Source organism: Neobacillus sp. 19, from assembly GCF_049463095.1.
GTDB lineage: Bacteria > Bacillota > Bacilli > Bacillales > Cytobacillaceae > Neobacillus.
On record NZ_JBMPZU010000030.1, the window covers coordinates 93,389 to 119,095 of the forward strand.

Sequence of the window (25,707 nt, forward strand, 5' to 3'; positions counted from 1 at the left end):
TATTTGCAAAAAATAATATTTTTTTAGGCAAAATCATTCACAAATTTTTCGAAATTTTATATAATAAAGTTATAATTTTGCATTGATGCAACTTTTGTTCACCGACGAACAAACCTTGCGTCTACGAAAAACATCAAAGAAAGGATGGTATCTGATGAGCCAACCTAATTCACTAGCAGTTGACAAGGCTCGTGCAGCGGAAAACCGAACTGTTTCCGCCGCAAGGGATGCCATAAATGGAAAAGTAAAAGGAATTCGGGCCTTACTGCCGTTTCTTGGCCCTGCCTTCATTGCATCCATTGCCTATGTCGATCCTGGAAATTTTGCTACCAACATTCAAAGTGGTGCCCGCTTTGGCTACAAAATGCTGTGGGTCATTGTTCTGGCAAACTTGATGGCGATGCTCCTGCAAAACATGTCTGGCAAACTTGGAATTGCCACCGGAAAAAGCCTTCCGGAACTTTGCCGCGATCATATGCCGAAATGGCTGACGATTATCATGTGGGTAGTTTCTGAACTTGCTGCCATGGCGACTGACCTTGCGGAATTTTTAGGGGCAACATTAGCACTAAACCTTCTCGCGGGCATTCCAATGCTGCTTGCCACTATCATTACAGGTGTTGTAACCTATTTAATATTGATGCTAGAAAAACTCGGCTTCCGGCCGCTGGAAAAATTCATCGCTGCTTTTGCCATGCTAATCGGGTTATGTTACCTGGTGGAAACGATTATTTCTAAGCCCGATTTTTCACAAATTGCCTATCACAGTGTCGTTCCGTGGCTTGGTAACAGTGAAAGTATCATGCTGGCAGTCGGAGTAATCGGTGCCACGGTCATGCCGCATGCGATTTTTTTGCACTCAAGTTTAACCCAGAACCGGATCGTACCTAGAAATGATTTTGAAAAAATAAAAATCCAAAAATTTAGTACAAAAGAAATAATGATTGCGATGACCCTGGCGGGATTTGTTAATCTTGCAATGATGTATATGGCAGCATCTGTTTTCAACAGATCTGGGCAAAGCCATATCGCCGATCTTACAACGGCCTACCATACCCTAACACCACTGCTCGGTTCTGCAGCAGCCAGTGTATTCTTGATATCACTACTTGCCTCAGGTGTATCAAGTTCTGTTGTTGGAACAATGGCCGGGCAAGTAATTATGCAGGGATTTGTCGGATTTACCATTCCATTATGGATCCGCCGTTTAGTCACGATGCTTCCTACCGTGATTATCGTAGCCATCGGTGTCGACCCAACGCAAACTTTAATTATCAGCCAGGTAGTACTTAGTATTGTTTTACCATTTCCAATCATAGCGTTAATTTACTTCACGCAAAAACGAGACATCATGGGTGTATTAACCAACAAACGAATCACAACTGTTCTTTCCTCAATATTCGCCATGATTATTCTTAGCTTAAATGTTTGGATGGTTGTACAGATGCTGATTGGTTAAATAAATAGTGCGAAAATGAAAATAAAGCGTAGTATAAACGACCGTAACTGTGAAAATTTTGTAGTTACGGTCGTTTAGTGGCTAAACTTTATTGTTCCTATATCATCCAAAAGCATTATCTTTGAATTTTCATCTTTGACCTTTTGAGCATATTCAATTGCTTGCTTGGCTTGTATTTTTGCCAAATCCATATGATCTAATAATGTATTTGCCCTGCTTAATGCCTCATAGGCATACCCTACATAAAATGGCTCAATTTGGTGGTTTACGCTCACTTCCAAACAACGTTCAGCATAGAAAAGGGCTCGATCACCAAGGTCAGCGGTTGCATAGACCCTAGATAACTGCCAATACCCAATCGATAGATTTTTAGGAGTATGCTCCTCTACCTGTGTCCAATGCCAAAAAGAAGCATGGGCAAGATGAATCATCTTCTCCTCTTCAGCTTGTGTCCTTTCAGATAAATCCAGGAAATCCCAAACGGCATTAAAACAGTTTACCGCCAATTGCTTATGTGAATATGTTGTTGTCATTGCTCCTCTACCCTTCTTTTTTCAAAATTACTTATGTATAATCCCGGCACAACCTCAATGTCGCCAACCCATTCAAAGCCATTTTTTAAATATAATCCCCTTGCAGGGATATTTTCTTTGCCAGTTGATACTTTTAATACTGCCATTTCCTTATTACCTTTTTCTACTTCCTTTAATAACAATTGCGCAATCCCTTTACGAAAATGGTTTGGATGGACAACCATACGGCAAATCGTCAGCTCTTTCCCATTGATGGAATACGACAGGGCACCTGCAAGTTCCTCGTCTAGAAAATATCCCAAAAATAACTCACCGCAATCTTTCAGTTCCCCCACCGTCTCTTTTAAAGGCGGAATTTCATAAAAATTGATTAACTTTGCCTCGACCAAATAAGAGGCCCTTTGCAACAAATACAATTCCGTAACAATGTCACTCTTATGTAAATCAATCATTCTTATCATGTTGAAAACTCCTTATTTAAAAAGCATCCTATATAACTTTTCACCATCAACCGTGATATTTCCTCTTTTCAAAAAATGAAAAATCCCCCACCAAATGTGAGAGATTTGCTCCTTTTTAAGCAACTTTAATTGCTTTTCCAAATGGCACCCGCGGTAAAATGCCACCTGGGACAAGCCAAAAAAGTTCAAAATCGACTTGATCCATTTCTTCAGAAAAAAAGCCGGTTACATCGGTAATGTAAAACAGTGTATCTATGTTTTCTTCTTTTGCCCATTCCAGCACTAATGTATAGGAAAATTTCCCGTGTGTTTGGTATTTTATCGTATCACTTTTCACTGGGGAAATGCTTCTAATTTTAAAATCTGCTTGAACCAAAATAGTGTCAGGCTTCAATTGTTCAAACAGTTTTACTATGTTATTGATCAAAATGCTTGGTGCTTCATTCGTGGAAGTATCAACTGCCAAGGCAACCTTTTTATCTTGTCGCTGCTGAATCATGGAAAGCATTGTTTTATGCCATCTCAACCCCATCAACCCCTTTGTTTTGAATGAGTGAACCATCTTATTTTAGGTTATAACTGAAGGGTTTATGATTGGGTAAATGTAGAAAAATAAATCCCTAAAGAAGTGGAAAAACTTAAATTACACCTATTACATCTGACCCATTTTCTTCGAGCTGGCCGGTATGCATATTATATAAATCCAAAGCCCATTCCTGGATCTGAGTGGTATCCAATGTGCCCCATTTTTCCAAGTTCTGAAGCCCCTCTATTCCAAAAGCTAATTTAGCCATCCTGCTCATTATGACAAACGATGAATATGGATGAGGGAAGTTCGGGTCATTTTTGGCTTCATATGAAAATTTCTTTAGCAATCTGAATGGTCTCGGTTCATAAATGAGTTCAACCAGCTTCGCCCGATATTCTAAATCTTTTGGGAGCAAATGGGGAAAGCGCGAATAATCACTTAGATGCTGTGCTTCGTGTTTTAAATAGCTCACTTGAAACTCACTGCTGTCCAGTTTTATTCTCTTTCTCTTCGGTCCATCATCCACGTAATAAAGTCCGTCAGCTTTAGCCCAACCTCCGGCATATTTTTCGCCAAACGTAGCAAAATGGAGCCAGCTTAACATAATAAAATCACGGAGGAAGTAGACCGTAACATCCTGTGTTTCGTGTGGCAGCTCAACCCTGAAGTCCATTTTCTTTGTTGTCTTCCAAATATAGGGCCCTCTAAATGGAGCCGTGACACCCCCTAAAAATCGGAAGCCCTTTTCCTCAAAAATTAATTCTAATTTCTCTTCAATTTGATCAAGGCTGGCAGTTAAATCATTCATGTGAAGGATTTGGCTTAAAGTCTGAACCAGCTGAGTTTCCGCATCTTCAACATTTTTCTCTGTTAGCACGGAAGTAAAATACTGATAATATGCTAATATAACTTTTCTAATCCAAAGGTCATCCGTCTTAAAGCGATAGGTCGGCTGTCCTCCAAAAAAACGATTAACATACCTGGACTCTAATTTCTGATATTTATCACTTTTATATGGAATTGAGCGGAGGTACTCAAAAGCAGCTGTTACATCCCCCTGTAAACAATAGGCATAGAATTTAGACTCGTCCATTCCGTTCCCCTCTCTACTATTTCTATAATGTTTTATTAGATTCTTCTAACAAAAATCCTTTTTTTTCGAAAAAAAAAGGAAACAGACGCACCTTGTCTAATAAATAAAGAAGAGGATAGGAGGTTGCACAATGATAAAACTTATGAAAGTAATGAAAGAAGAAGAGCATATTTTACATAATTTAATGCAATTTTATATTTATGACTTTAGCCAATATTTATCTGCTATTACATTAGAACACGATGGTTCGTATAAGCCGTTTGATTTGACGCCATTTTGGGTGAACCCGAACCTGCACCCCTTTTTTATAAAAAAGGAGGACGAACTGATTGGCTTCGCACTCGTTGAAAGTGCAACAGAAACAGAGCCAAACGCCATTCAAGAATTTTTTATCATTCGAAAATATGCAGGTAAAGGGTATGGAAAAATCGCTGCTACTCAAATCTTCAGCTTATTTCCTGGTAAGTGGTTCGTCACCCAAGTGGAAAGGAACTACCCGGCACAGGCTTTTTGGAGGAGCACCATTTCAGCATATACGGGCGGTAACTACCGTGAGAGATATGATCAAAAGAGAAGGTCTATACAAGAGTTTGATACAAACTCCCTTAGTTAAATCTCTTTGGCTCCTCTGTTTGGATAACACACAAAAAATATCCATATTAATCATTAATCGCCGTTGGTTCATTCGGTCTACTAAACTACCAGACCCAAATTTATCTTATTGCGATAGATGAGAAACCTGATTAAAGGTCCTAACTTTCCAACCATTTTCATGATAATGGATATCACTGATACAAGCATTTTGTATCCTTGTTTTCCCATATCCCAATTCACCATTCGAGATCTCAGCCAAAATTGAATTAATCACAGCTCCATGTACAACAAGGATCACTTTTTGATTTGGATAGTCATGGTTTATTTTTTCTAATCCGTTCATCACCCGTTTCGTCAGTGATTCCTCATCTTCTTGATTAGGATACATATGGTCTGGATATTTTGCCCTCCTTTCCTCCAAGGTCATCCCTTCTGCATCCCCGAAAAATTTCTCTTTAAAGTCCCCCATCTCTACCAAAGGGATATGCAAATTCTCATTAATGATTTCTGCAGTAACTTTCGCCCTTTTAAGTGGACTTGTGATAATTACATCCCATGACGACTGTTTCAGGAATTGCCCACACTCCTTAGCTTGTTGAATGCCTTTCGCATTTAATGGAATATCGGTACTTCCTTGAATTCTGCCAGCAGCATTCCAATCCGTTTCACCATGACGAACTAAGAAAATGGTTGTAATGTTAACCTTCCCCTTTCCGTTTCTATAAAATATAAAAGCGATACTTTAGTCGATCTCAGTATCGCAGTTAATTATGTTTCTATGTTAGTTGATTTTGGTAATGTTTTGCAACTATTTTCCAATCTTCCACAAATGTTGACCAAAGATTTGGCCGGCGCCGAACGGCTAATGGATGATAACCAACGGCTGTTGGATAACCTTGCACGTGATGAATAGCGCCACGAAGGGACTTTACCTCTGCCTCAGAATCTTGAAAAAAAGACTGGACCGCAACATTCCCTAAGCACAAAATTAACTTTGGCTCTTTTTCTTTAAGCTGATGATCAAGGTGGATCATGCACGTTTGCCGAACCCGTTCTTTATCATATGCACGCACAGGCTTTCTTTTCAAAATAAAAGTCACGTACAAATCTTGCATGGATAAACCAACCTCGTCAGCAGCCCGCTGCAGTGTTTGCCTTGTCCCACAGACAAAAGAATTCCCTTCGCGATCTTCGCGGGCTCCCGGATTATCTAAAATAATCATGATAGGAGCGCTTGGATTCCCTTCCCCCCAAACCATTCGTGAACCATGCTGGTCCAGAGCACATTTACAGCAATTTATTTGATCTTCCGGTGTTGGTTCTTCCGGCCAAAGAACTGGACAAAATTCCGGCATGCAAGTTACCTCCAAATTGCTTATTGTAGCTCAATTAATCTCTGCTGTTATATTCTTTCTTTTCCTTCATGTAATCTTGTTCACATTTTAACAACTTATATTTAATAGCATCCCCTTTTTTCTTTTTCTTTTCTATGACTTCCCACTTAAGATCATTAAGTTTTAAATGGACAGCCACATTCGTGTTGTCCGGTTGTTTATAAAGTAAATAGGCCTCACCGGGTTTTACAAACAATGTCGGTTTACCTCGGGATGCGACGATAAATTGTTGATGGAGCGATTGATAATATTCATCGATTTCTTTTCCGCCATAAATCATATTAGCAGCATCTAATCCTCGATCCGTTACCTCTATATAGCTTTGATCATTAATGTCCAGATCATGGCTGGCACTAATATCTTTCATGATTGCCTTATTATATTGCATATCTCGATTTTTCATATTTTCTAAGCAATCGGGAGATAATCTTGGCAGTTCATCTGCCTGGCTTTTAAAGGAATTTAAGCACAATAAGAGAACTATTCCCGAAAAAATAATGGTGGTTTTTTTCATCTCAAACACCCCTAATAATGTATGAACATATTATTCTGCATTTTGGGATGATTCATACGGAGCTACACATTTTGACGAAAATTTCACCCAATCCGCTTTTTTAAACGGTTATAGTACATCCATGTCCTGACCGAAAAGCTGCCAAAAGTCAATATGGCTAAAACCATCACAATAATTGTAAAAATGTGTTGTGAATCTAGTTTATAATCATCCATTAATTCGATACCCAATCCCAAATTAACCATATAGATCAAAATTAATGGCAGGAAGAGGCAAGTGTAGACGATTGCGACTTTTCTTGCTTGTTTTAATTGATTCGTTTTATCGCTATAGATGACCGGCTTCACTTCACCTTTGGGATATTCCCGGCTCCAGATGGTCCATTTTTGTAATGATCCAAATGACACAAACATCTTCTTCCAGCCGGCATCTTGATGGATGTCAAAATAGCTTTCATCGGAAATGTTTTGATAATCGGCACAATAACTGATTTTCCGCGAATGTCCCTTTAGGAAATAAAACAGTGTTCCTGTTTTACTCACACGATAAAGGTGATATCCCTCATCTTCCATTTTCTCGAGCCATTGTTCCAGCTTATCCGGGGCATACATCCAACCTAGCTTTCGCTTTCTAATCAGCCTGCCAGATTGCTTGTATTCCTTTTCCTCCGATTTGCTCAAATAAGTTTTACCTAGAGTATTTTGTGTAGTTGCTTTTTCATTCAATAGATTTTTATTTGTTTGATGAATTTTTATTACCGTATAAACTGAAAGTACGAATGCCATTACTAAGACCGCAAAATATAAATAGGTGAAAATCCAGTACGGACTCTCCACAACCTCCACCTGAGAATCTGGTGATAGTAAACTGAGCCCGAAACTACTAAGAAAAAATATGAGCATCATCGAAAACCAAAACAGAATAATCCCAAAAATATTGGAAATAATGCGATTATGTTTGATGATTCCATCACGGACAGTCGAGGTTTTAATCTGCCCCATCGGCCTTTCATTCGATGTAACAAACCAGCTGCCTGCACGCAGAACCTTGGCCCACCCTTCATTCATTAACACACTTGCTAGTGATTCCCCTTGCATTTTATCGAAGCCAATTCGGTATGTTAACGTTTTTGGCTCCCCTTTCCGAAAATAAAAACAACGAGCAATCCGATTGATTTTCTCTAATAAAAAGCCATTTTCCGCCATTTGCGAGAGCCACTTTTCAGTTTTTTGGACATCAAAGCTCCAGAAGGGCCTTATTACTTTTTTGATCATAAAAACTCCCCCTCGTATATCAATGCATTCTGATGCAGCTCCTTCAGCCGCTTGATCTCAGCAGTAATCAATGTTTTTCCGGTTTCCGTTACCTCGTACACTGTTTTTCTTTCTTCGTCAGCAAATACCGTAATGATTCCATCTTTTTGCATTTTCGTTAGTGTTCCGTAAACAGTTCCGGAGCCTAAAATAATTCGCGAGTTCGTTATGTCTTCAACATGTTTAACAATTCCATATCCGTGCCGAGGTACCGAAAGCGAAAGCAAAATGTAAAAAGCCGTTTCTGTCATAGGTACATATTTTTTCAATACCTTCTCAATGTCCAAAATCCCACCTCATCGTTAAATACTACGTCGCAAGTATATATATCTTGTCATGACTATATCACGACGTGACATATAAATCAATCACCCTTTTTCCAAAAAATTCTTTTAATGAACAAGGTAATCGAATATTGAGCAAGAACCGTGCTATAATAAGTGATATTTATTTTTCCGAATTTTCGAAACACGGAGGAGGAAGTTGCTTGAACTATGATGTCATTGTTGTGGGTGCCGGACTCGCAGGTTTAGTGGCCACCGCTGAACTTGCAGATGCCGGAAAGAACGTTCTCCTTTTAGACCAAGAACCAGAGGCATCGCTTGGTGGACAGGCTTGGTGGTCATTTGGCGGATTATTCCTCGTCGATTCACCGGAACAGCGAAGGATAGGTATTAAGGATTCCCGGGAACTTGCCTGGCAGGATTGGTTGGGGGCGGCTGGCTGGGACCGTGAGAACGACGAAGATTATTGGGGGAAAAAGTGGGCAGAGGCCTACGTTGATTTCGCATCTGGTGAAAAACGCAAATGGCTATATGACATGGGGGTTCGATTTTTCCCAGTGGTTGGCTGGGCAGAGCGCGGTGGCTATCTGGCTGAAGGGCACGGCAACTCTGTTCCAAGATTTCATATTGTCTGGGGAACAGGTCCAGGTCTTGTAAAGCCATTCGAAGACAGGGTTCGAAAAGCGATAGCAAATGGCCTGATTGATTATCGCCCCCGCCATCGGGTAAATGAGTTGCGTAAGGAACATGGCACGATTGTCGGTGTCCGCGGAGATGTTCTTGTGCCAAGTTCCGCTGCACGCGGCGAAGCAAGTTCCCGTGAAGTTGTCGGCGACTTTGAATTCGATGGGCAAGCTGTGATGGTGACAAGTGGCGGGATCGGCGGCAACCACGAACTCATTAGAAAAAATTGGCCAGCCCGGCTTGGGGCGGCTCCGAAAAATATGATTTCCGGTGTGCCTGACCATGTGGATGGGCGAATGCTGGCAATTACAGAGAGGGCTGGCGGCCGTATCGTCAACCGGGACCGGATGTGGCATTATACAGAAGGCATTAATAACTGGAATCCGGTTTGGCCCATGCATGGAATCCGCATCCTACCCGGCCCGTCTTCCTTATGGCTCGATGCAACAGGAAAGCGCTTCTCCGCTCCGAACTTCCCTGGTTTCGATACACTCGGAACACTGGAAGCCATCATGAAGACTGGCTATGATTATTCGTGGTTTATTTTAACGCAAAAAATAATTGAAAAAGAGTTTGCTTTATCAGGTTCCGAGCAGAATCCCGACTTAACCGGAAAGAGTATTAAAAAAGTATTAGCTCGCGTTCTGCCAGGGCCAACAGCACCCGTCAAGGCATTTATGGAAAAGGGTGAAGATTTCGTCATCGCCAATACTCTGCCGGAACTCGTTGCTGGAATGAACAAGCTGACTGGAAAAAGTTTATTAAACCCCTCCAATATTGAACGACTGATTCTTGCAAGAGACAGAGAGATTGAAAATAAATTTACGAAAGATCTGCAAATAACCGCCATGCGCGGTGCACGGAACTATTTGGGTGACAAGCTGATAAGGGTTGCCCCGCCTCATAAAATTCTCGATCCAAAAATGGGTCCATTAATTGCAGTGCGTTTAAACATCGTCAGCCGCAAAACACTGGGCGGGCTGCAAACGGATTTATCTGGGAGAGTCCTAGATTCATCTGGAAACCCCGTTCCGGGTTTATATGCGGCCGGTGAGGTCTCCGGGTTTGGCGGCGGCGGCATTCACGGGTATCGTTCACTGGAAGGAACCTTCGTCGGCGGCTGCTTGTTTACCGGACGGCAGGCAGGACGCGCGCTCGCTAAAGAATTAAAATAATACAGGAGATAAAAAATACAAAAAGGCAGTGAAATTTCATCTCGATGAATTTCGCTGCCTCTTTGATTAAGGATTTAATTCGTAAACATGAATTCCGTTCTACTGCCAGTCTGGTCAGAAATAACTTCAAGTCTGACATCAATTCTCTCTTTTAATTCTGGGACGTGCGAAATAATACCGACCAAACGGCCGCTGCTCTGGATGTCCATCAATGCTTCAATGGCTTGGTCAAGCGACTCAGGGTCTAGCGTACCAAATCCTTCATCGATAAACATCGTTTCCAACGAAACACCGCCGGCATAGTTTTGCACCACATCTGCCAGCCCCAACGCTAAAGATAAGGACGCTTTGAAGCTTTCCCCCCCAGATAATGTTTTTACATGGCGTTCTTGTCCTGTGTATTGGTCAAAGACGAGCAATTCTAATCCACTCTGGGCATTTCCTTTTGAGCGATCCGTTTTCCTTAGCAATTGAAACCGTCCGGATGTCATTTTTCGCAGGCGGACATTGGCCTCTCGTAAAATATCATCTAAGAAGGCCGCGAGCACATATCGCTCAAACGTGATTCGGAAATTATTTTGACCTTTGGTTATTTCATAAAGATGGCCAATAAGCTTATACCGTTCCTCAAGCACCTTCATACTTTCATTCAATTGCTCAACACGGCTATAAATTTCTTCGTTATCACGTTTTTTAACAAAAAGATCATTTCGTTTTTGATTAAGGGCTTCAATCTCGCTGCCCAATTTTGCAAGCTCCTGTTTTAGCCCATCGATATCAGGTGTTTTTACGTCTATTAATAATTCCGTTAATTCTTTCAAACGGTCTGAAACCGAGCGCAATTCTTCACGATAACTGCGGATTTCAGATTCAAGACTGCGAATTTCTCCATCCGTTCGTTTTGCAGCTGCATAGGCTCCATATTTTTCAAAGCCCTGTTCCGATAATTTTTGAATAAAGATTTCTCGTTCTAAATCCAGTTCTTGATTTTTTTCGAATAAGTGCTTCTCGGCATCCCGCAATCTGGCTGATTCATTAGACAGTTTTTCTTTCACAGCCTGGAAGTTCCTCTGTGCTGCTTCCAACTGTTTCAGCAACTGATCATACTGATTTTTCGCAGCAATAATAGCTTTCTCGTATTCTGTTTCTGAACGCAAATTCTCGGGAATCACGTTCATCATTCTTGTTAAATTTGTTTTCTGCTCTGTGTATTGCACCGTCAAGTCTGTCACTTCAGTGGAAAATTGACGAATCGCATTTTGTAATGAAACCTTTTCAGCATCCCTTTTCTCTATTTCTAGTTTTACTTGACCAAGGAGCTTGATTTTCTGATCCAGGTCAGCTTGCATTCGCAATAGCGCGTTTTTGGCAGCAAAGCTCTCAGTTTTAACATCTTGTAAGTCATTTTCAGTAAAATCAGCCCGAACAACGCGAATTTCCCGCTCTATTTCAGCTATAGCTTCCCCATGCATCTTTTCTGCTGATTGGCATTGGTAAAGCTTTGCTTCATCTGCGGATTTTTCCTTCTCCCATTTGGCAGCCTGCTCTTTTGCCGCCTTCATATCCTGTTCACTTGGTATGCTTTCATCCAGCTGTAATGCCGGTGTTGGATGGTGCTCGGAACCGCAAACCGGGCATGCTTCCCCCAATTTCAGTTTGGAAGCTAAAAGTGAGGCCTGCCCATGAAGCCATTTATTCTCCAAGTCCTCTACAAGTGCTTTTGCATCCATAAATCTAGCTGCTGTATTATCAAACCGGGCAGAAACTAGTTTAAGATTTTGCTGCGCCGTTTGATGGCGGTTAAGTAAAGTCTCATATTTTTCAAAACGGTCAAGTTCCGCTTGCAGTCTTTCAACATGTCTTTCATTTTCTAAATAGGTTAACTGCCCTTTTTCAATCTCGGCCTTTTGCAGCTGCAGGGATTTCAGCATTTCATCATTTTGCCCCGCTTTTCCTTCAGCCTTTTGCAGTCTTTCCTTAGCCGTTTTTAAAAATGCGCCCTTCACTGCCGTTTCCTTTACCAGGGAAGTATACGAATAAACATCATCTTTGATTTTAGCCAGATCATTCACTTCAGCAAGAGCAGCTTGTCTTTTGTCTTCACGTTCCAGCTCTTCTTGCAGCTGCAGTTCCTGCTGTTTGGCGAGGTCATCCAGTTCGGCTATTTTCATCTTTATTGTTTGAACATCTGCTGTCAGCTTGTCAGCATCCCGCTTTAAGCGATGGCAAAGCTCCTCCTGTTTCGCCAACAACGCAGCCTTTTGTGCCATTTGCACTTGCTGCACTTTTTCAACAATTACATCCTTTTGAGTTTCAAGCCGCTCTTTTTGACTCTTCAAATCTTCTTTCATTTGCAGTTGTTTTACAATTGCTTCCGCTTCAAACAGCTGCCCCTTTAACCGGTCCTGCTCATGAAGCTTGTCCTTATAATTGCTATTCAATTGTTCGAGCATTTCACCCATCACAATAATTTCGGCTTGTAAAAGCGGTATGATGATGGTGTCATTTTCACTGCCCGCATTCAGGTATTCCTGAAGTTCCTGATTCGTTTCAGCTTGAATGCGTCGAATCGCTTCATTACGCGACTGTACTTGGTCTTCAACAGACTTTTTTAGCTCTGTCGCTTCATCCTTCAACTTATCCTCGACCATTTTATACAGTTGGGTGTGGAACAGGCGCTGTAAAATCAATTCTTTATCCTTACTGTCAGATGTTAACAATTTGCGGAATTCACCCTGGGGAATCATTAAGATTTGACGGAATTGATTCGCATCAATTAACATGATTTCCTTTATTTTTTCCTCTACATCACTTATTTTTGAAGCGAGCAGTTTTTTCTTTCCGTCTTCATCCCATATATATAACTCAGCTTTCGCACCAAGCTGAGTATAGCCATCGCCTTTTTCTTTCTTCTTCAGTTGCTGGGGCAATCTGGTGATGGAATAAACCTTATTTCGCAGCGAAAAATCAAGCGAGACCTCTGTTAACAAGTCATCGGAGGCAAATTGACTGCGAAGTTCGGGACCATTTCGATCTTCCCCGCTCGCCTTTCCATATATCGCATAACTAATTGCATCGAAGATTGTCGTCTTACCTGAGCCAGTTTTCCCCGAAATCACAAACATTGTTCGATTGCCGAGCTGGGTAAAATCAACCTCCTCTCTACCGGCATAAGGACCGAACGCCTGCATCGTCAGTTTTAACGGTTTCATCGTGCGTTCCCCTCCCGCAGCACTTTGTCTATTATTTCTGCCATGACCTCTTTTTTATCTAATGTAAAATCAGAAGTGGTCATTTCCCCGTAAAATTGTTCAAACAGTTCAATCTCTGACTTTTTCTCACTCCGAAGGGCATGAAAAGACTGTTTTTTCTTCAAATCGGTCAAATCCATTTTTCGTTCTAGGTGGAGGACATGGGGGTAAACCTGGCGTAATTTATTGATTGGATCGATTAACGCTCCTTCGTCCAGCAAGGTAATTTTTAAATAATCATGCAGCCGTTCTTTTTCATAAAAGTGGGGGTCAAGCAGCTGATCCAAATAGCCTTCAAGCTCACGCATGTCATGCTTTGGTGTCAACGAGCGATAGCGGTGAGTAAAGTTCCCTTTCTCATCCATTTCAATAATGGAGATGGACTTTCTATGTTTCGCTTCCGAAAAAGAATACTTTAAGAGTGAGCCTGAATATTTTACCTTTTCGTGGTTAATGGCATCGGGACTGTGCAAATGGCCAAGTGCGGTATAGGAAAATGGTGCGAACAATTCGGCCCCTACACACCCAGAACCGCCAACCGATAATACTCGTTCAGAATCAGAGGTTTGACCTCCTAATACAAAGGCATGGCCAACCAAAACGTTTGGTTCATTTACATTCATAGAATCTTCCATTTTGCCGATCAGAGCCTTCATTGCGTCTTGATGGGAATGGATGGAGTCATCCTCTAGAAGTTGACGGACGACGCCAGGCTCAGCGTAAGGAACGAGGTAAAAATTTACGCCGCCAATTTTAACAGGCTTGAAGCTGTTTGTGAGTTTTCCTGAAAGATAGAACTGGCTGTGCTTGTACCACGAGCTGCCAAACGAAAGCCTCTCCGCACTGTCATGATTTCCGGCGATTGCCACAATTGGTGTCTCCAACTCCACATTGATTTTAAAAAGGATTTCATCAAGCAGTTCAACGGCATCTGTCGGCGGCACAGAACGGTCATAAAGGTCACCGGCAATAATCACTGCGTCCGGCTTCTCTTCAGCGACAATGGCAGTGAATTGCTCAAGAACTTCACGTTGATTCTCTGTCATATAGACACCATGAACTAGCTTCCCTAAATGCCAGTCCGCTGTATGGATAAATTTCATCTGCATCACCCCTATTTTTATTTCTTCACTTTTCAATACTACTAGTATACCAAAATAGGATTAATCATGAGCCGGGAAATCATAACAAAAACAGCATGTTTAGAAAGAAAAGCGTAAGCGCCCTGGTCAGCGGCGTATGGCCTGGAGCACTCCAACTGAGATAAAGGAAACACGGTGAGCATAGCAAACCGATGTTGACTTATCGTAGGGCGGTGTGCGAAGGACACTCAGCCGCTAGGGCGCTGGAGCTAGACATTTTTCAAAGTCGAAACTAATAAATTCATATATTAGAAGTAAAAAACAGCCCGGCACATTGGCCGGGCTGTTATAATTAGAGTTTGTCAGAATTACTTCTTAGTTACGTTAGCAGCTTGAGGTCCACGAGCTCCTTCAACTACTTCGAAAGATACTTCTTGACCTTCTTCTAAAGTTTTGAAACCTTCAGTTTGGATTGCAGAATAATGAACGAATACGTCGTTTCCGTCTTCAGCTTCGATGAATCCGAAACCTTTTTCTGAATTAAACCATTTTACTTTACCGTTTTTCATGTAAAAAAATCCTCCTATTGGCTTAAAATCTAAGCCGTGTGTAAAATTCACCAAATTACAACGTGATAGCTTTACCTTCATTTTCTTATCCAAACATTGGTTAAAACAAAATTTTGAACAAGCTTGAAATATAAATATAATCTCGTGCAACGGCTGTCTAAAATTTAACATTTTTAAGCCTGAAAGTCAAGTAACACAAGGGTGACAGAGACCTACATAATTCTACATTTTCGCCATAAAACCATTGCAAATTCATCATTATTTAAGCATCTAAATGCAAACGTTATCAGTCACTTGTCGCATTTTGTTGAAAAATATAGGTCAAAATCCTGGATAATGGAAATGAAGTCTCTTTTCCCCATTACTTTTCTATATTTCCACTCTGTGTATTTGGGCTCACTACACTATTTCGATCAATTTTTCCAAAACGGCATTTTATATTCTTTTTGATGTCCTTCACCAGTAATTCCAAACCGATATAGGTTAAGGAAGGGAAGTCGGCAAATAGCTTTTTAACCTCCCATTTCAGTTCATTCTTACCGCAGATACTATGTCGATTGATTTTGTCTACCTCTTCTTTAATTTTTACCATTTCTACCTTCCGTACATCATCCGGTAAAAGTGCCAATTCGTCTAATCGTTTAAGAAATTCGACTGATTTTTCGATCTTCACCGCTACTTCATCATGAACGTCCTTTGGTACAATCTTATTCTTATATTTAAATTCGTTTAGTTGCAAGGCCGAATCATAAGTGGCTCTAACGATCTCCTCCCTTGTCATTTTGTTCGTTTCGTAACTCAGCATATTTTTCCAAGATGGCTGCTTCATTGCCTCGCGGAAATCTTCCAGCCGATGGCAGAATTTTTTATATCCGTATTTTTCCGGATTTTCAAAGGCTGGGCTTCCTGGGTCAAGAAATGGCGAGAGCGGGGCAACAAAGTATGAAATTCGTAAATCTCCGCCACATTCTTTGTGAATAATTTCACAAAAGTCAACATTCCGTATGGCACTGTCATAGTCTTGATTAGGGATACCCGTCATAAAGAATAAATCGATTTTGGCACAGCCATGTTTTAGCGCAAATTGCAACATTTCAATTACTTTGGCATTTGTGCATGGCAGATTTGCCATTATATTTCCGGATATCTTCATCTGCAGATTCCAGCGTCAGCTCAATACTATATTTGGGCATTGCTTTGTTTAACCGCTTGAAAAATTCTTCGTCTGCATAATTGAATAATTCAAAAACAATTTCGTTCTTCAAATCGATTTTTTCCAAGCCAGTTAGGAATTCATCTACGTACTCTTTGCCACCCTGTCTGATATCATTTAAAAGGAAAATGGGTGCCCTGGTAAATCGTTGAATGAGCACGATATCCTCCAGCATTTTCTTCGGGGAGCGCATCACCAGTTTTTTCGATTACAGTTAAGTTCATATGCATCTTTGGAACCGCCGCAAATTAAACAATTGTACGTGCAGCCCTTTGATGTCAGGATGGCTGTATTCGGGTACTGCAGCCACCCTTTGTATGGCAGCGGGTCTAACAGATTAAAATACTTAAATACCGATCGGATGATGTAACGGTATCCGGGTAAATTAAAGTCATCCAGACTATCAGGGACATACGTCATTTCATTATAATGATAGTTTTCTCCCGTTTTCCATGTTAGGTTTGGTATATCAAAAAAATGGTCTGTTTCGTTCTTTTCCAATTTATTTAACAGCATCAAGACCAGCTTTTCGGTGGTATCTCCTTCTCATTACGAAATCGATACACGGATATTCAATGAGCTCCTTATGGAAATAGGTGCTGGATAATCCGCCAAACATAACCGGTGTATTGGGATGATACTTCTTTACAATCTTTGCAAGTTCCACACTGCCGTGTGCATGCGGGAGCCAGTGGAGGTCAATCCCAAACGCCTTGGTCTTCACTTTTTTGATTTTCTTCTCAACATCAAATTTGGGATTTAGCAGCATACGATTGGCAATATTGATAATCTTTACTTTTAGACCAAAACGCTCTAAATAATCCCCAATGCTTGTTAACCCAATCGGGTACATTTCAAATACAGGTGAAGATGGAACAACGTCGCTAATCGGCCCGGTAAATAGCATTTCTTCGCGGAAATCGTAAACGGTAGGAGGATGCAGCAATACTAAATCATACATATTCAATCACCTTCCTAAAATTTCTATATCTCGTACTCCTACCATAATAGTAGTCTATTTTTCTGCGAAAAAACGGCCTAATTATTACAAAAAAATGATAAATTCCATAATATAACAATTATCTCTTTTTCACCTTTCAAATAGAAAAAACCGAAGAATTTAATTCTTCGGCAACATTGGTTCTTCCTCATCCTCTTTAAATTTATCTAGGATAGTGATTGTGTCTACAAGATGATTGTTAAAAATTTGTTTTGCCACCGCTAGTAACTCGATAATCATCGGATCCTTTAATGTGTAAATGACTTTATTTCCTTCTTTTGTACCAGTAACAATATTCTTCGCTCGAAGAATCGTTAGCTGCTGCGAAACAGCTGATCCCTCACTGCCCACAAGGGTTTGGATTTCGTTAACATTTTTATCCCCTTCTGCCAGCAGCTCTAAAATCCGTATCCTTAACGGATGCGCTAATGCTTTAAAAAAATCTGCTTTAAATCGCTGCATTTCTAAATTCAATTCAACAGCTCCTTTCCTATCCCTAGAAGGTAGCGGTAAGCTTTTTCCTGCTCCCTCCCACTCCTTCTTGAGCCGAGAGTTGTTTGCACTCCCTAAAGGCAAAATGTTTACAGCCCAGACACTTGTTCTGATTAATTTGAGAAAGCGCAAATTGAATGGCTTCTCCTGTATGTTCAAAGAAATGTTCCTTGCCGATCAGCTCATAGAGTCCTGTTTTTTTCAATACATTTTCTGGCTGCGGATTTAATCCCGATATCAATACTATACCATTTTTCGAAAAGTGATGAACAATCCGCGTTAAATTCGCTTCACCTGTGGTATCGATAAAAGGGACTCTGCCCATTCTTAGCAAAAGTATTTTTGGACGATAATTGATCGTATTCATGATTGTTTCTTCGAACGTCAGAGCTGCTCCAAAAAACAACGGCCCCTCCACGTTAAAAATGCTGATTTGCGGACAATCATGTGTATCTGAAACCATGCCTGTCTCAACCTTTTCATGCTTGGTCCGAGGGTTCGGCAATACCTTTTCAGTCACCATTACATCACTCATTCTCTTGGCAAAGAGAATAGCGGACATGATCAGTCCGACTTGGACCGCCATGGTCAAATTGACAAAAACAGTTAATAAAAACGTAACAACAAGTACTAATGAGTCTGTTGATTTTGTTTTTAAAATATGGGCAAATACTTTTCTCTCACTCATGTTCCATGCCACTACCATTAGGATTGGGGCCATACTCGCCAATGGAATATAAGAGGCATAGGGTGCAAAAAACACTAGGACGAGCAATACTACTACTCCATGAATCACACCAGAGAAGGGTGATACGGCTCCATTTTTTATATTTGTTGCCGTCCGGGCAATTGCACCTGTCGCTGGAATTCCGCCAAAAAGAGGCGTAATCATGTTGGCAATCCCCTGACCGACTAATTCTTTGTTGCTGTTATGTTTACTGTTGGTCATCCCATCAGCCACGACTGCTGAAAGCAGGGACTCAATCCCGCCAAGCATGGCAATAACAAACGCCGGTTTAATAAGTTTTATGATTATTTCAATATTAATGTCCGGGATATGGAGTTTGGGTAACGAACTTGGAATTTCACCATAAGCCGTTCCAATTGTTGCGACCTGACCCGGAAAAAACAGGGTCGCAGTCAGGGTGGAAACAATTAAGCCAATAAGCGGTCCCGGGACTTTTGGGGCAATTTTTGGCGTCAGGATGATCGTTGCTAAACAAATCGCCCCTGTCACCACACTATAAATGCTGGTTGTGTTCATATGGACAACCAATTCTTGAATGTTTCTTATAAATTCCTCATGCTTCTTTATTCCTTGTAACCCTAGGAAGCTATCAATCTGGCCTGTGAAAATTGTTACCGCTATGCCAGTTGTGAATCCAATGGTTACCGGTCTAGGAATATACTTGATTAAGGATCCCAGTTTAAATATTCCCATTAACAGCAGGATAATTCCCGCCATAAATCCGGCAATGAGTAAATTTTCATAGCCGTAGGTCATGACAATCCCAAATAAAATCGGGATGAAAGCCCCGGTTGGGCCGCCTATTTGATACTTTGAGCCGCCAAATAAGGAGATGAGAATCCCGGCAACAACGGTCGTGTAGATTCCATACTCAGGCTTCACCCCTGAAGCAATGGCGAATGCCATGCCAAGTGGAATCGCGATGACCCCAACAATCACGCCCGCAAGGAGATCTTTTGGCAGGCTACTTAAGGAATAATGATGGAACCTTTTGTCAGTAAACATAATCACCCTTCTTATCTTCTTAATTGTGTATATCTGATTATTTGAATATACAATAATAGTGAACCATTAGCAAGCGTTTTGTTTTAAATATTTCACTTGTTTCTTTGAGCACGATAGTGTTATAATAGCTAAGCGATGAGCTGAGTTGTGTAAGCCGAGGAACATTCCTTTAAGGAGCACACTATGTGGAGTGTGGTTCTTCGCCTCAATACGCAAAAGACGTCTGTGAAAACAGACGTCTTTTTTTATAGTTATGAATTTATAATTTTCGACTTTGAGAATTGTCCAGCTCCAGCACCCTAGCGGCTAGTGTCCTTCACACTCCGCCCTACGATAAGTCAACATCGAATCGCCTCCGGCTCTTCGTGTTTCCTTTATCTCAGTTGGAGTGCTCCAGGCCATACGCCGCTGACCAGGGCGCTTACGCTTTTCTTAAAATTAGCACTTTTTTCCTGAGTTTTTTATAATGAAGACAGGCTGTTACATAATAAATGGAGGGGTTGGAATGAATAACCACGAAATTGATTTCAAAATTTATGGCGATGATATGCAGTTTGTAGAAGTGGAGCTTGATCCGCAAGAGACGGTCGTAGCCGAGGCCGGCAGCTTTATGATGATGGATGATGATATACAAATGGAGACCATCTTCGGTGATGGGTCGGGCAGCGGCGGAAGCGGATTGATGGGTAAATTATTCAGTGCCGGTAAGCGGGTTATTACAGGTGAAAGCTTATTCATGACTACGTTTACGAATACTGGAATGGGTAAGAAGCACGTATCGTTTGCCTCACCATATCCAGGGAAGATCATTCCGATGGATTTAAGTATGCTAGGCGGAAAAATCATTTGCCAAAAGGATGCCTTCCTTGCAGCTGCAAAAGGCGTTCAGGTGGGCATAGAGTTCCAACGAAAAATCGGAGTTGGCTTCTTTGGCGGTGAAGGCTTTATCATGCAAAAGCTTGAAGGGGACGGAATGTGTTTTGTCCATGCCGGCGGAACGATAACGAAAAAAGAACTGCTCCCTGGCCAAACCTTACGGGTTGATACGGGATGTTTGGTGGCGATGACGAGCAATGTTCAATATGATATTGAATTTGTAAAAGGCGTTAAAACAGCGTTATTCGGCGGCGAAGGTCTGTTCTTTGCGACATTGCGCGGCCCTGGTTCAGTGTGGATCCAATCACTTCCATTTAGCCGTCTAGCCAGCCGGGTATTTGCAGCAGCCCCTTCCCGCGGCGGCAGCAAAGATGAAGGCAGTGTCGCACGGGGTATTTTTGATATGTTTAGCGGTGACTAAGGCATTCTCTTTTAAAGCAGGACCATTTTTTTCTAGGCCCTGCTTTTTATTTCCAAAAATTTCGGAAGACAAAATTTTATCTTGCAGACATTATGCTTTTACCCTTTTTTGATTAACAAGAACAAAATCGCCTCTCGACGAAGTATCAGGAATCACATGTACATACTTCTTCTTTTTCGCATTCATCTTCATTATATCCGAACCATTGATATTTTCTTCCAGCTCTTTCTTCATCATATTCACAATCAAAATCACTAAAAAGAAGCCCATAACCGGGGTGAAGACGATCCAGGGGGATAGCGCGAACTCAGTAAAGTTTTGGCCAATTAATCCCGCCCACTCCTGTGATAATGAGGCATGCTTGACTTTGCCTGTTGGATCATCATAACCAAAAATCCCGGCCCGGTTCATTCCCCCAAGAAAAAGTTCAAAAATACTAAGCTGCATAGTAATCTGCAAAGTGCTTACGATTTGTTGAACGGTAAATAAGAGACCGTAAGAACGCATGTAAGGCAGCAATTGCCTTTTAATAATATGAAATTTACCCGCTCCCATTAAAACTGAGCTTTGGACAAACGATGTGTTCAGTAATTCGTCAGTAATATCAGAGGCAAAAAGAGCAACCGATGGAAATCCGATAAACACTAAAACGAAAAGCTGATAAGTAACAATAGAAGTGATATTCGCATCATTTGGAGCTCCAACAATTGGGATCATCAAAATAATCGCAAGTAAAATGGACGGAATATATCGCATCGTTAAGAAAAAGTCTTTAAAATAATTTTTTAAATATGGTGCCCAAAGAGACAAAAACAGGCCAAATATACCGCCAATCATTACCCTAAGAAAAGCTACAATAAATGCTGTAAGTAACGTAAATTTAGCACCGTAAAGGAGAACCCAGTGCAAATCCTCGCCATTGCGGGAAGTCCCTAACCAATGTGTTTCTGATGGTGGGAATGGAGCCCTGGCAATTACTTTTCCTAATTCATCTTTTACTAATACCTGTTGATTGAAATCCGCAGGACCATAATAGGGGTATAGAAAACTCATTATTAATAGAAACAACAGCAGGGATGAACCAATGATCGTCTTTTTATAACGCCTCATAAACTAACTGCCTCCTTCCCTTTAACACGCTTTGAGATCAGCCATCCTGCTGCTTCCATTGCCATCAATGGAAGTGATAACATCAATAAGCAGGCTATCAGTGTGGCGAAATCTCCACCACGATAAATAATTTTTTCAAATTGCCTAGTAAAGCCGCTAATATTGAACATGTATTCGACAAGATAAATATTTGATAACAATACCCAAATGATTGTCCTTAGTTGTAGAATGATTAACGAAAAAATATTTGGAATCATATGTACGAGAAGCGTCCTTAACCGGCCCATTCCTTTTGCCTTCACATAGAGAACGTAAAGCTGATTTTGCTCCTCCGAAATCCGCTGAATCAGGAATTGCAAAAGCAAGAAAAGCGGCAGGAAGGAAATCGTAATAATGGGAATAAAATATGGTTTGGTATCAAATATTCCGTAAAGACGTAAAAACTTGAAACCTGTCGCTTTATACAGTGTTATGACAAAAAACTGAAATAAAAAAATAATGAGTAGATCCGGGACTGCTTCGAAAAAATTGACGATGCTTTTAATCCGATTTCTGATCTTTTCCGGCGCCAACATGATCATGATTGACGCTATGATGGCAACGAAGATGATGACAACAAGACTGACAAATAGAATCGTCATGGTATATTGATAACTTCCGGAAATATCCAGTTGCTTAAATAACTCTAAATACGTGGCATCGTTAAATTGGAGCAGAAATTTAATATCTGAAACCACAACCCTCCAAAACGTCTTGAAGTGAATCTCAATTGAATCCTTTCCAATCCCAACTATTAAAGGTAGATTAAAAATAAACAGAAAACCAGCTATGACCAAAATCATTCTGATGAGTAAATGGACAAACCGTTTCAAGATTCCCCCTCCTTACATCTAATTTTTAAATATTCCTAAAATGATTAGACGGCAGATCCATTCCATTAGTTTCAAAGAAAAAAGCATCGTAATGGATGCTTTTAAATAGAAAGACTTTGTAATTTTTTCTTCGCCTGCTCTTTTTTTAGGTTATATGATTCCCATGATGTGCTTTGGGTCCGGGCTTCTTTTTGCCGTTCTAGTAATATGGTTTGTAATCCGGGAAGTGTCTGATCTCTTTCATATAGTTCAATTAAGCCAAGTACCCCTGTACCAGATAGGCTGTTTAAATACTGAATATCAATTTTTCCGCTTTGCTCGTAGCGGTTCAGATTTTCTTTTACGACAATTTGATCCAAGTCAATCACTGTTATGGCTGTGTAATAAAGTAAGGAGGTGATAAAATAAAAATGAAATAGTGAAAGTTTTTCCACCCAAATTTTCACCAATGTGTACGTAAATATGACTGCTAAGAAAATCATAAAGGAGTGAACTAGCACCCGCGTAAAGGTAAATCCATAGGCCTCCTCGTACAAGCCCATCCGTAAAAACGCGGAACAAAGCATCACAGCACTGGAAAGGACAAGAATTGTCAGCATAATTTGTGATACCATTTTAAGTCCTTTTTTTCCACGATCACCCATCGTGACCACGGCAATGACAATAGACAAATTGATCATCGTAACAAACAAAAGTTCAAAAAATCCTTTTCTGGCATACTCTGCGTATGTCAAATCTCCCTGTAATGTTCCACTAAAGAAATACTTGAATTGTACAAGTACAAATAACACATAGACCGTATTGATTAAAAATAGGACTGTTATGGCAATTATAGAGTCAAGCTTCTGACTTTGCGCAGCAATGATATCCTGCTTGATAACTTTTATTTGCTTTTGAAACAACACTTGAATAAAGCCAAAAAAAGCAACCGTGTAGATTAGTATAATGATAAGTCTGAACATGCTTTCTCCATCAACCACCCGGAACCAATCCGGTATGCCCCCAACGATTCGTTCAAACTCGGTATCAGCCGTAATTAAAAGCCGTAATACGACGGCCAGGACGGGAATAGAAATGACCACCCCGATCAAGACCTTTTTCCAAATAAGTAATTTTTCTTCGTCCACACCTCTATTGATGCTTTTTCCCAAATAAGCAGCAAAAGCGGCATTATATTTTATTGCCTCCAGGAGCCGTGTTAATAGAAAGATAACAAAGGCAGGCTGGCTCCAGCGGAAACTTTTCGGACTTGTTATTAACACAAGGTGAAAAATAATCAGCCCCGGTATCACCATTGTATTTAGTGCATAAAACAACATATTATCGTTCAAAAAATAACTTGCTGACAGGAGCCAAATACAGCAAAGAACAAGATATCCAAAGCGCTGATGGGAAAAGGAAAAACGATGACTGCGCCAATAAAACACTAAATAAAATGCCACGACAAACACAATATAGGAAATGCCGATTTGTCCATGAAAAAATGATTCTTCTGCAAGAATTCCGAGGGCCAAACATAAAACTAAAAAGATCCAATCCTTCTTACCAATATTCGTCACCATATTACATCCCTCATTTTTTGTATAGATTTTCTACATATATAGTTTCACTAGGTATATTAGCAAAAAAAACTGCTCATACCGAAGCTTTCCGCCCCCATCGGTACCCAATCCAGCTGACCGGGTAAAGGAGAATCGTAAAAATGATACAAGCAATGATAAACGTTTTCGTTAGTAATGGTGCGAACCATGAATGCGGGATAATCCGAAAAACAGTTAAGAACATTAATAGTAAATTGGGAATCAGCGACAGCAAGAACGTATTTCTGAGAAGTGTTCGTCCCCGATGACCAAAGCCCCTCCCTATTTCATAGCCCAGTAATGCCCAAAAGAACATATACAAAAAAGCGATTAGGGTTGGGATGGCCGTTAAATAACCCCATATGGCTGTTAACCATTCCCACTCAAAAAGATTATGCGCCAGCGTTAATAAACTGCCTCCACCGAAAAAAAGAATATTCAATAGGATGAATAGCCATTTCATGTTACTCGGTGTTACGGATAGTTCTTCTCTCCAAAGTTCCGCTATTTCATCGGGACTCCCAAGTCTTCCAATAATCCGCTTCATCGCTTCCTCTTCATTCGAACAATCGGAGGACTCAATCAGAATTTCATCAATATGCGATTCATATTCGAGGAGAATGTCTTCTTTATCTTGATGGTTTCCAAGACCTTCTGCTAATTCCTTAAGAAACCTATTCTTCTGCCGTTCCATGCTTCGATCTCCCAATCACCTTGTTCATTACTTGAACGAAGTCCTGCCATTCACGGGTTTTTTCACCTAATAGCTCTTTTCCAGCACCAGTAATCTGGTAATACTTTCGTGCCGGACCCTTTTCCTGCTCCTGCCAATAACATTCGATGTATTCCTGCTTCTCAAGCTTATGAAGAGCGGGATAAAGGGTTCCTTCTTTTACACTTAAGCCATTGTCACTGCGTTTTTCTAACTCCTTGACCAATTCATAGCCATACATATCTCTCTCGTTTAATAATTGGAGTAAGATGAGCGAAGTACTGCCCTTTACCAATTCACGGTTAAACATGCTTTCACCTACCTAGACTTTTTAGGTACATAGAAATTCTACAACTCTTTTGATGCTTTGTAAAGAAGAAATGAAAAAAATGTGGCGATGAGCTCACCGCCACTTTTCTTACTTGATTATTTCATTTTTAAATTATTCCTTTGTCTTTCGATGTACTGGTCACGTTCACCGCCGTCGGATAGTTCTTCGGAAAACACTTGTTTTGCCTCCTCACCTACTAATTCACCCATCTTAATGGTCTTCGGCGGTAAATTATTATTCGGTGCAGCCTGTTCATTCCATTTAGCCATATACTCACCTCTTTCCTCTAATAGTTTTTCCCTTTCTACTTAAAGATTCTCTTTCAAAATGTATTTTTCTCTTCACCAAAACCAGTAAATAATCATAAAAATATAATAGGAATGTAAAACAAATGGAAGTTAATCAACAAAAT

Annotated in this window: 28 protein-coding genes; 4 read left to right on the forward strand and 24 right to left on the reverse strand. The window is 40.6% G+C overall.

All coding sequences use genetic code 11. The features are described 5' to 3' along the window. Positions 1-154 precede the first annotated feature (154 nt). On the forward strand, positions 155-1,459 hold the full coding sequence (locus tag ACO1D1_RS07905) for an Nramp family divalent metal transporter (RefSeq protein ID WP_423335504.1): 1,305 nt from the start codon (positions 155-157) through the stop codon (positions 1,457-1,459). Positions 1,460-1,533: 74 nt separating this feature from the next. Here the strand turns inward: ACO1D1_RS07905 and ACO1D1_RS07910 are convergent, their stop codons facing one another. From ACO1D1_RS07910 to ACO1D1_RS07925, 4 genes are all read right to left on the reverse strand, one after another. Further along, positions 1,534-1,992: a hypothetical protein gene (locus tag ACO1D1_RS07910; protein ID WP_423335505.1), complete on the reverse strand. Its 459-nt coding sequence runs from the start codon at positions 1,990-1,992 to the stop codon at positions 1,534-1,536. Then, on the reverse strand, positions 1,989-2,453 hold the full coding sequence (locus ACO1D1_RS07915) for a GNAT family N-acetyltransferase (protein ID WP_423335506.1): 465 nt from the start codon (positions 2,451-2,453) through the stop codon (positions 1,989-1,991). Before ACO1D1_RS07915 ends, ACO1D1_RS07910 begins: the two co-directional genes overlap by 4 nt. A gap of 115 nt (positions 2,454-2,568) precedes the next feature. Continuing rightward, positions 2,569-2,979, reverse strand: coding sequence for a hypothetical protein (locus tag ACO1D1_RS07920; RefSeq protein WP_423335507.1), 411 nt, complete (start codon positions 2,977-2,979; stop codon positions 2,569-2,571). A gap of 112 nt (positions 2,980-3,091) precedes the next feature. Next, positions 3,092-4,075: a hypothetical protein gene (locus tag ACO1D1_RS07925; RefSeq protein ID WP_423335508.1), complete on the reverse strand. Its 984-nt coding sequence runs from the start codon at positions 4,073-4,075 to the stop codon at positions 3,092-3,094. Between the two features lie 130 nt (positions 4,076-4,205). Here ACO1D1_RS07925 and ACO1D1_RS07930 point away from each other — a divergent pair, with 130 nt between their 5' ends. Then, positions 4,206-4,688: a GNAT family N-acetyltransferase gene (locus ACO1D1_RS07930; RefSeq protein WP_423335509.1), complete on the forward strand. Its 483-nt coding sequence runs from the start codon at positions 4,206-4,208 to the stop codon at positions 4,686-4,688. 105 nt (positions 4,689-4,793) lie between these two features. On the opposite strand, the gene ACO1D1_RS07935 is transcribed toward ACO1D1_RS07930, so the two are convergent. The 5 genes from ACO1D1_RS07935 to ACO1D1_RS07955 form a co-directional block, all read right to left on the reverse strand. Further along, a complete protein-coding gene (locus ACO1D1_RS07935) occupies positions 4,794-5,366 on the reverse strand; it encodes a histidine phosphatase family protein (RefSeq protein WP_423335651.1) in 573 nt (190 codons plus the stop codon). A 79-nt stretch (positions 5,367-5,445) separates the two neighbouring features. Further along, positions 5,446-6,024 carry a uracil-DNA glycosylase gene (locus ACO1D1_RS07940; protein WP_423335510.1) on the reverse strand — a complete coding sequence of 193 codons (579 nt, stop codon included), beginning with the start codon at positions 6,022-6,024 and terminating at the stop codon, positions 5,446-5,448. A 34-nt stretch (positions 6,025-6,058) separates the two neighbouring features. Further along, a complete protein-coding gene (locus tag ACO1D1_RS07945; protein ID WP_423335511.1) occupies positions 6,059-6,577 on the reverse strand; it encodes a hypothetical protein in 519 nt (172 codons plus the stop codon). Positions 6,578-6,660: 83 nt separating this feature from the next. Beyond that, a complete protein-coding gene (locus ACO1D1_RS07950; RefSeq protein ID WP_423335512.1) occupies positions 6,661-7,851 on the reverse strand; it encodes a DUF2812 domain-containing protein in 1,191 nt (396 codons plus the stop codon). Further along, the gene (locus tag ACO1D1_RS07955) at positions 7,848-8,177 is read right to left on the reverse strand and encodes a PadR family transcriptional regulator (protein WP_423335513.1); all 330 of its coding nucleotides are present in this window, start codon (positions 8,175-8,177) and stop codon (positions 7,848-7,850) included. The genes ACO1D1_RS07950 and ACO1D1_RS07955 overlap by 4 nt, the downstream gene beginning before the upstream one ends. A gap of 200 nt (positions 8,178-8,377) precedes the next feature. Here ACO1D1_RS07955 and ACO1D1_RS07960 point away from each other — a divergent pair, with 200 nt between their 5' ends. Then, a complete protein-coding gene (locus tag ACO1D1_RS07960; protein WP_423335514.1) occupies positions 8,378-10,033 on the forward strand; it encodes an FAD-binding dehydrogenase in 1,656 nt (551 codons plus the stop codon). A gap of 74 nt (positions 10,034-10,107) precedes the next feature. Here ACO1D1_RS07960 and ACO1D1_RS07965 read toward each other — a convergent pair whose 3' ends face one another. The 9 genes from ACO1D1_RS07965 to ACO1D1_RS08005 form a co-directional block, all read right to left on the reverse strand. Then, the gene (locus tag ACO1D1_RS07965; RefSeq protein WP_423335515.1) at positions 10,108-13,245 is read right to left on the reverse strand and encodes an AAA family ATPase; all 3,138 of its coding nucleotides are present in this window, start codon (positions 13,243-13,245) and stop codon (positions 10,108-10,110) included. Then, complete coding sequence (locus ACO1D1_RS07970; RefSeq protein WP_423335516.1) at positions 13,242-14,387, reverse strand: exonuclease SbcCD subunit D; 1,146 nt, start codon at positions 14,385-14,387, stop codon at positions 13,242-13,244. Before ACO1D1_RS07970 ends, ACO1D1_RS07965 begins: the two co-directional genes overlap by 4 nt. A gap of 347 nt (positions 14,388-14,734) precedes the next feature. After that, the gene (locus ACO1D1_RS07975; RefSeq protein WP_007083969.1) at positions 14,735-14,935 is read right to left on the reverse strand and encodes a cold-shock protein; all 201 of its coding nucleotides are present in this window, start codon (positions 14,933-14,935) and stop codon (positions 14,735-14,737) included. A gap of 361 nt (positions 14,936-15,296) precedes the next feature. After that, on the reverse strand, positions 15,297-16,067 hold the full coding sequence (locus ACO1D1_RS07980) for a hypothetical protein (RefSeq protein WP_423335517.1): 771 nt from the start codon (positions 16,065-16,067) through the stop codon (positions 15,297-15,299). Further along, the gene (locus tag ACO1D1_RS07985) at positions 16,030-16,323 is read right to left on the reverse strand and encodes a hypothetical protein (protein WP_423335518.1); all 294 of its coding nucleotides are present in this window, start codon (positions 16,321-16,323) and stop codon (positions 16,030-16,032) included. The genes ACO1D1_RS07980 and ACO1D1_RS07985 overlap by 38 nt, the downstream gene beginning before the upstream one ends. Positions 16,324-16,340: 17 nt before the next feature. Then, positions 16,341-16,664 carry a hypothetical protein gene (locus ACO1D1_RS07990; RefSeq protein WP_423335519.1) on the reverse strand — a complete coding sequence of 108 codons (324 nt, stop codon included), beginning with the start codon at positions 16,662-16,664 and terminating at the stop codon, positions 16,341-16,343. Beyond that, positions 16,651-17,109: a cobalamin-dependent protein gene (locus tag ACO1D1_RS07995; RefSeq protein WP_423335520.1), complete on the reverse strand. Its 459-nt coding sequence runs from the start codon at positions 17,107-17,109 to the stop codon at positions 16,651-16,653. Before ACO1D1_RS07995 ends, ACO1D1_RS07990 begins: the two co-directional genes overlap by 14 nt. Before the next feature lie 159 nt (positions 17,110-17,268). After that, the gene (locus ACO1D1_RS08000) at positions 17,269-17,622 is read right to left on the reverse strand and encodes an ArsR/SmtB family transcription factor (RefSeq protein ID WP_149869780.1); all 354 of its coding nucleotides are present in this window, start codon (positions 17,620-17,622) and stop codon (positions 17,269-17,271) included. Between the two features lie 22 nt (positions 17,623-17,644). After that, on the reverse strand, positions 17,645-19,393 hold the full coding sequence (locus ACO1D1_RS08005; RefSeq protein ID WP_423335521.1) for a SulP family inorganic anion transporter: 1,749 nt from the start codon (positions 19,391-19,393) through the stop codon (positions 17,645-17,647). 505 nt (positions 19,394-19,898) lie between these two features. On the opposite strand from ACO1D1_RS08005, the gene ACO1D1_RS08010 reads away from it, so the two are divergent. Beyond that, on the forward strand, positions 19,899-20,690 hold the full coding sequence (locus tag ACO1D1_RS08010; protein ID WP_149869778.1) for a TIGR00266 family protein: 792 nt from the start codon (positions 19,899-19,901) through the stop codon (positions 20,688-20,690). Positions 20,691-20,780: 90 nt separating this feature from the next. Here ACO1D1_RS08010 and ACO1D1_RS08015 read toward each other — a convergent pair whose 3' ends face one another. From ACO1D1_RS08015 to ACO1D1_RS08040, 6 genes are all read right to left on the reverse strand, one after another. Then, positions 20,781-21,800, reverse strand: coding sequence for an ABC transporter permease (locus tag ACO1D1_RS08015; protein ID WP_423335522.1), 1,020 nt, complete (start codon positions 21,798-21,800; stop codon positions 20,781-20,783). Beyond that, positions 21,797-22,672 carry an ABC transporter permease subunit gene (locus ACO1D1_RS08020; protein WP_423335523.1) on the reverse strand — a complete coding sequence of 292 codons (876 nt, stop codon included), beginning with the start codon at positions 22,670-22,672 and terminating at the stop codon, positions 21,797-21,799. Before ACO1D1_RS08020 ends, ACO1D1_RS08015 begins: the two co-directional genes overlap by 4 nt. Positions 22,673-22,773: 101 nt before the next feature. Continuing rightward, on the reverse strand, positions 22,774-24,234 hold the full coding sequence (locus ACO1D1_RS08025) for a DUF4153 domain-containing protein (RefSeq protein WP_423335524.1): 1,461 nt from the start codon (positions 24,232-24,234) through the stop codon (positions 22,774-22,776). Between the two features lie 73 nt (positions 24,235-24,307). Next, positions 24,308-24,946: an HAAS signaling domain-containing protein gene (locus ACO1D1_RS08030; protein ID WP_423335525.1), complete on the reverse strand. Its 639-nt coding sequence runs from the start codon at positions 24,944-24,946 to the stop codon at positions 24,308-24,310. Next, complete coding sequence (locus ACO1D1_RS08035) at positions 24,927-25,274, reverse strand: PadR family transcriptional regulator (protein WP_149869773.1); 348 nt, start codon at positions 25,272-25,274, stop codon at positions 24,927-24,929. Before ACO1D1_RS08035 ends, ACO1D1_RS08030 begins: the two co-directional genes overlap by 20 nt. 116 nt (positions 25,275-25,390) lie before the next feature. Next, positions 25,391-25,564, reverse strand: coding sequence for a hypothetical protein (locus tag ACO1D1_RS08040; RefSeq protein ID WP_190284861.1), 174 nt, complete (start codon positions 25,562-25,564; stop codon positions 25,391-25,393). Positions 25,565-25,707: the final 143 nt, after the last annotated feature.